The sequence below is a fragment of the Burkholderia sp. SIMBA_062 genome (assembly GCF_046534765.1).
In the GTDB taxonomy this organism is placed as follows: Bacteria; Pseudomonadota; Gammaproteobacteria; order Burkholderiales; family Burkholderiaceae; genus Burkholderia; species Burkholderia ambifaria.
In genome coordinates this window covers 1-260 of the sequence record NZ_JAWRYD010000374.1, presented here as the reverse complement: position 1 = coordinate 260, position 260 = coordinate 1, and the positions used below count along the sequence as shown (strand labels likewise).

The window sequence follows — 260 nt, the reverse complement described above, 5'->3', positions numbered from 1 at the left end:
ACTGGTCGTAATCTTCGGCTACCCTTGAGGCCTTGCTGGGGTCACGAAAAATGGATGAGACGTGAGAGCATTTCGATGAGTGCAATTGATTTTGCTGATGGACTTAATAAGCGTAACATTTCTTTCTCCCTGTTTCGCAACGCGCTGCATCAGAACGGCCTGTCAGCCTCGCTTGGTTGGGATAAAACAATCGACAAGCTTACAGAGCATCTCGCGTCCGATAAAAATTCTGAAAAGTATGAGAAGGGGTTGGAAGTAAT

1 protein-coding gene is annotated in these 260 nt (G+C 46.2%); it reads left to right on the top strand.

The genetic code is table 11. The features are described 5' to 3' along the window. Positions 1 to 54 precede the first annotated feature (54 nt). Positions 55 to 260, top strand: a 206-nt coding sequence (locus tag SB786_RS36745) for a hypothetical protein (protein WP_410731653.1), incomplete at its 3' end; no start/stop codon positions are given.